This is a genomic window from Marseilla massiliensis (genome assembly GCF_016899855.1).
GTDB lineage: Bacteria > Bacteroidota > Bacteroidia > Bacteroidales > Bacteroidaceae > Prevotella.
On record NZ_JACJJG010000147.1, the window covers coordinates 1 to 5,497 of the forward strand.

9 protein-coding genes are annotated in these 5,497 nt (G+C 54.2%); all 9 read right to left on the reverse strand.

Annotation, left to right across the window (positions count from 1 at the left end):
• Positions 1 to 24: 24 nt before the first annotated feature.
• On the reverse strand, positions 25 to 966 hold the full coding sequence (gene prmC, locus H6A34_RS13500) for a peptide chain release factor N(5)-glutamine methyltransferase (RefSeq protein ID WP_338088667.1): 942 nt from the start codon (positions 964 to 966) through the stop codon (positions 25 to 27).
• Positions 876 to 1,082: a type II toxin-antitoxin system antitoxin gene (locus tag H6A34_RS13505; protein ID WP_205105944.1), complete on the reverse strand. Its 207-nt coding sequence runs from the start codon at positions 1,080 to 1,082 to the stop codon at positions 876 to 878. The genes prmC and H6A34_RS13505 overlap by 91 nt, the downstream gene beginning before the upstream one ends.
• Entirely contained in the window at positions 1,057 to 1,641 is a 585-nt protein-coding gene (locus H6A34_RS13510) for a hypothetical protein (protein ID WP_205105945.1), read from the reverse strand. The genes H6A34_RS13505 and H6A34_RS13510 overlap by 26 nt, the downstream gene beginning before the upstream one ends.
• Before the next feature lie 37 nt (positions 1,642 to 1,678).
• Positions 1,679 to 2,191 (reverse strand): hypothetical protein, encoded by a 513-nt coding sequence (locus H6A34_RS13515; RefSeq protein ID WP_205105946.1) that lies wholly within the window; start codon positions 2,189 to 2,191, stop codon positions 1,679 to 1,681.
• A 28-nt stretch (positions 2,192 to 2,219) separates the two neighbouring features.
• Complete coding sequence (locus H6A34_RS13520; protein WP_021947928.1) at positions 2,220 to 2,573, reverse strand: hypothetical protein; 354 nt, start codon at positions 2,571 to 2,573, stop codon at positions 2,220 to 2,222.
• A 6-nt stretch (positions 2,574 to 2,579) separates the two neighbouring features.
• Complete coding sequence (locus tag H6A34_RS13525) at positions 2,580 to 2,741, reverse strand: hypothetical protein (protein ID WP_021947927.1); 162 nt, start codon at positions 2,739 to 2,741, stop codon at positions 2,580 to 2,582.
• Between the two features lie 10 nt (positions 2,742 to 2,751).
• Positions 2,752 to 3,258, reverse strand: coding sequence for a hypothetical protein (locus tag H6A34_RS13530; RefSeq protein WP_205105947.1), 507 nt, complete (start codon positions 3,256 to 3,258; stop codon positions 2,752 to 2,754).
• A 288-nt stretch (positions 3,259 to 3,546) separates the two neighbouring features.
• Entirely contained in the window at positions 3,547 to 4,518 is a 972-nt protein-coding gene (locus tag H6A34_RS13535; RefSeq protein WP_021947925.1) for an SPFH domain-containing protein, read from the reverse strand.
• A 289-nt stretch (positions 4,519 to 4,807) separates the two neighbouring features.
• Complete coding sequence (locus tag H6A34_RS13540; protein WP_021947924.1) at positions 4,808 to 5,446, reverse strand: O-methyltransferase; 639 nt, start codon at positions 5,444 to 5,446, stop codon at positions 4,808 to 4,810.
• Positions 5,447 to 5,497 lie beyond the last annotated feature (51 nt).

Sequence of the window (5,497 nt, forward strand, 5' to 3'; positions counted from 1 at the left end):
TCATATTTTCTTAATTCTTAACTCTTAATTCTTAATTTCCCGACTCTTAATTCTTAATTTTCCGATTCTCCTTTTACCGTACATGTCCTCCTTGATTGTTATGTCAGTGAAGCCCGTTTGCCGTGCCATGTCGGCCGTTTGGTCGGCATACAGAGGATTAAGCTCGAAGTACAGCGTGCCGTCGGGGCTCAATGTGCGGGCTGCGTAACGGGTAATGGCGGTGTAGAACAGCAGCGGCTGGTCGTCGGGAACAAACAATGCGGAGTGTGGCTCGTGGTCGAGCACGTTGCGTTCCATGGTCTTTTTCTCGTTATTACAGATGTAGGGAGGGTTCGATACGATGACGTCCCACGTCTCGCCTTGCGCCTCAAGGTGAAGCGCATCACGGCGTTCCACGGTTATGTTGGCGCCCAACCGGCGGGCGTTTTCTGTCGCAGTGTCGAGCGCTTCGGGCGCGATGTCCCATGCGGTGACGCTGCTTTGCGGCATGTCGAGCGCCAAGGTAACGGCTATGCAGCCGCTGCCCGTGCCGATATCGAGCACCTTCAGGGGCGCCTTATCTTTGTTTTCGGCCACTATCAGGGCGCAAAGCTCTTCGGTTTCGGGCCTCGGAATGAGCACGCCGGGGCGCACGTTGAACCACCTCGGGCCAAATTCAGCCCGCCCAAGGATATATTGTACGGGTTCGCCGTCAAGCAAACGGGCGAATATCCTAAGTAGTTCGGCCTCGTGAACGGCCGTCATTTCCTCCACCGCACCGCACATTACGTCGGCGCGTGACAGTCCGAAGTACACTTCGAGCACGTAATCCGTCACGGCACGGGCTTCATCCTTGCCGTAAACAGGCTCAATCATGCGCCTCAGTTCACGGTAAGTCATAAGCCGTCCTCCTTTCCCTCGTCCGTCGCGGGGCGGCGTCTCTTCGGCTGGCGGCCGCTCTTCCGCAGCGCCTCCGATATTATCCATTGCAGCTGTCCGTTAGTGGAGCGGAACTCGTCGGCCGCCCATTTCTCTATGGCGGCCATCGTTTCAGAGTCCACACGCAGGACAAAGCTCTTAGTGTTGCTTTCCTTCTTTGCCATCATTCATTTGCTTCATGGCCTCGGTATAGAGGTCGGTCTTGGTCGTTTTGGCGAACAAGTCGCGGCGCAGGCCGGCCGGAGTGTGGTAATATTGGTAGTAAGACAGATATTCACGGAACGTTCCGTACATTATGAGGGGTAGCAGGAAGAACCATCCGCGCAGCCTTTCCGCGAACGCTCCGGCAAAGTCCGTGCCGCCGTCGAGCAGCGTAATGAGCGTTATTATCACGGCGTATTCGACGCAGCAACGCACGAAGCTGCACGCGGCAAACAGCCAATGGCCGCGCCGGTACAGGCGGTCGGACAGTCCGCCGAGTGTGATCTGCCGCTTGAAGGGCTTGCGGCGAACCTTCCAACAGTACGCTCCCCACGCAAGCATGGCTACGTCAGCCACTGCCAATAGAGCCAATTCCCACGTCTGCAGCCCGCTTTCAGTAGCGATGATGGCGGCTGTCAGCACAATACCTGCCACGCCGATGGCCACGCTTGTCTTGCCATCGGTCACAGGACTGCACTGGTATTCCATCACTTTCAGTTGTCTTATATTTATTCCGAACATATCATTTACATTTTATTTCGTGGTTACAGTTTCTCCGTCAGGCAATCTTCTTGCGTGTCTCGACGGGCGAACGCAGGTATGTATAATAAGAAAGGTAGTCGCGGACGATATTGTAACAGAATGCTATGAACAGCCAACCCCATCCCTTGAGCTTGTGTTTCAGTTCGTCGGCAAAGCCGTCAATGCCGTCGAAAACCAGCGTTGCTACGGAGAACGACACGACGAATATCAAGAATGTGAGCGCCAGTTCGAACACGATGAACAGCCAGCGGTTGTGCAGATACAGGCGATGTTGCATCCCGCCGAGGTTTACTTTGCGCCTGAACGGCTTTCTCCTGAAACGCCACAGGTAAACGCCGTAACCCGTAAGCGCCGCCGCTATGGCATAAACGAGCACTGCTCCAAACGCCGTCTTAACGCCGTGGATAATAAAATACAGGCTCATTATCACGGCGAAAAGCAGTCCGAACGTTATGCAGGCCATGCCTTCCGGCCACGGAGAACAGTCAAACTCGACAACGCTTGTTGCCCTGAAAGGTTTTATCGACATACGTTTTTAGAATTATCAGTAGACAAAATCAATACCAATCGATGAACTTCCGTGACGCCTCGGGCGAGCGGTAGAACTCGTAGAAGTCGACGTACGACTTCCAGACCTTGTACAGCTGCAATATGATAAGCCATGCGAGGGTGGTGAAAATGTCAACGACATCGCCTAAAGGCACGACCTTAAAGTCGTTGGCTATCAACGTAAGCAGCAGAACGAGAGCCCAGAAGGCAATGAAATTGACCGCAAACCCAAGCGGGATGTACAGCCGGCCGTAGCGCAGGTACATGCGGTTGTTGAAGCCGCCGAGCGTCACTGTGTCGCTGATTGCGCCCCTGCGGAGTGCCCATCGATACACGCCCGAGCCGATGATGTAGGCCAGCACGGCGAATTAGAGTATCGTAGTGCCGTTGGTCCAGCAGTTTATGTGGTAGCAGCGGAGCAGCCACAGCGCGAGCAGGGGCAGCCCGAAGCATACGTTGACCTTGCCCGACAAGCGTGGCGAGCGGTCGAACGTCATCAGTTGTTTCTTGCTTTTCTTCTTCCAGAACATGTTTTTCTCCTTATCTTCTAAAACCTCTGAACGGCGGCATAACCATCCGGCGCGACGCCTCTGGCGAGCGGTCGTACTGCAGGAAGGCCGTGTAGCGCTCGATGGCGAGGTGGAACATCACCAGGAGTTGCCATACGTTCTCTATGAAATAACGCCCGAAGGCTTCGCCGTAAGCCATTCCCCGCTCAACGTATATGTTCGCCAGTTCGGCCGAAAGGGCGGTGTATATAAGCAGCCCCATGCCTAAAGTGACGACGAGGAACAGTCCGCGCCCGCGGCGGTACAGGCTTTCGGTCCATCCGCCAAGCGTCACCGTGCGTTCTATCGCGCCACGCTTGAACAGCCACAGACCGACGCCTGCAATCAGGCCTAACGTTATTATTACGATGTAAGGCGTGGTAAGCCAGTGCCACAAGAAGCCGACCTGCGCATGGTTGTACACCTCTAACGGCACCGCAACCACTCCGTAGCACGTGTAAACCTTGCCGATAAGCTTAGGTGAGCACGAAAATGCCATCGTAATCCGTCTTGTTTGCATACGCGTTTCCTCCCTGATTTTTAGCTGTTCTGTAACTAATTGAAAATCAATATGTTATATTTCATTTTCCAAAAGACCGTCTTTTGACTTGTAAAAGGTGGCCTTTTAGCTTGTAAAAGACGGCCTTTTGCATGGCGATTTGCCGTCTTTTACTTTTCATTCTTCCTTTTTCACTTTATAGAATAAGCCCAATTAGCATGATAAGCCGGATACGACACGGGTAAAACAATCGAATTTTTCGCTCTTAATTTTTCATTTTTCATTTAATCAGTGGTTGAGCGTTCCGGTGTTGATTACGGGCTGCGCCGTGTCGTCGCCGCACAGAACTACGAGCAGGTTGCTCACCATGGCCGCCTTCTTCTCCTCGTCAAGGTCTACGATTTCCTCTGTCGAGAGCTTGTCGAGCGCCATTTTCACCATTGATACGGCACCTTCTACAATCTTCTCGCGTGCCGCTATCACGGCCGTTGCCTGCTGGCGGCGCAGCATTACGGCGGCTATCTCGGGCGCGTAGGCCAGGTAGTTGATGCGTGCCTCTATCACTTCAATGCCCGCCATGGTAAGACGCTCGTCTATCTTCTGCTCAAGCTCCTTGTTGATTTCGTCGCTTCCGCCGCGCAGGGTCAGTTCGCCACAGTCCTGTTCGCCGTCGTCGTAGGCGTATTGGCCCGCCACCTGGCGCAGCGCGGCGTCCGCCTGAATGCGCACGAACTTCTCAAACGCGTTCATGATGTTGGCCGTCTTCGCTCCCGCTGCGGCCGCGTCGGTAGCCGCTTTCGACTCCGCCATTGTCTGCGCGTCGATTTCGAACATCGCCTTGTACGTGTCCTTGAGCTTCCATACGAGCACCATGCCTATCATTACGGGGTTACCCGTCTTGTCGTTCACCTTGATTGGCTCGGCGTCGAGGTTGCGTGCGCGCAGCGACAGCTTTTTCACCGATATGAAGGGGTTGACCCAAAAGTAGCCCGCGCGTGTAAAGGTGCCGCGATACTTGCCGAAGAACATCATCACGCGGGCCTCGCCCGGCTCTACGAGCACGAATCCGCCGCTAACGAAGAGGTTGGCCACGATGAGCACTCCGCCGCCTACTCCGGCAGCGACAGCCGTCGCCCCGCTGAACGTTGCGCAGGCAAGCACGATGAGGGTGATGCCTACGGCGTAGACAAGAAGGTTGAGGATGAGCATGGCAATGCCGTTAAGCGTTTTGCCCGCAAAGGTAAATTCTTGGTTTTCCATAACTGTATGATTTTGCTTTTAATGATTATATGATATCATTTTGATATCGCAAAGATAGCGCATTTGTGCTTAACTTGGTGCGGGTACGCTGTATATTTAATGTTCTTTAACGATGGGATGCGTTACGGAAGGCCACCTTTTGCTTTCCAAAAGGCCGTCAATCGTACGCTAAAAGGCCGTCTTTCAGGAGATGAAAGACGGCCTTTTACAATGTTGTTGATTATCAGCGGGTTACGAAGTGTGTGCTGCTCTATGTGCGGTTGGCGGATAATTGACGGGCGATACCAGGTCAGCAGGGTTTCTTCATGGCAATTGTCAGTCCGTCGCGGATGGGCAGGATGACCTTCTCCACACGGGTGTCGTGCGCTATGAAGTCGTTGAACGTCTCTATGCCGATGGTCTGTCGGTCGGCGGGTCGCGGGGTATCGAGCACATGTCCGTCCCATAAAGTGTTGTCGGCGAGCAGGAATCCGCCGGGGCGCAGCACCTTGAGCGCCATCTCGTAAGCCTCGGTGTACGTGCGTTTGTCGCCGTCGATGAACGCCATGTCGAACTCAATGCCCAGGCGTGGCGCCTCCTTCACGGCGTCGCCGATGATAAAACGTATCCTGTCGGCCACGTCCGAGCCTTCAATCCACGGCCGGGTGAAGTCCTCCAGTTCGTCGTTGATTTCGTAAGTGTACACCATGCCGCCCTCGTCGAGCCCCTCCGCCATGCAGATGGCGCTGTATCCGCTGAACGTTCCGACCTCAAGTATGTTCTTCGGGCGCACCATGCGCACCAGCATTTTCAGCAGTCGGCCCTGCAGATGGCCGCTGGCCATGCGCCCGCGCAGCAGGTGGACGTTGGTTGCCCGCCACAGGCGGTACAGATAGTCGCCCTCGGCGTCGATATGCGAAAGTAAGTATTGTTCTAATTCAGGGGTCATAATAAACGTTATTTTAATTCATAATTCATAATTCACAATTCATAATTGGGT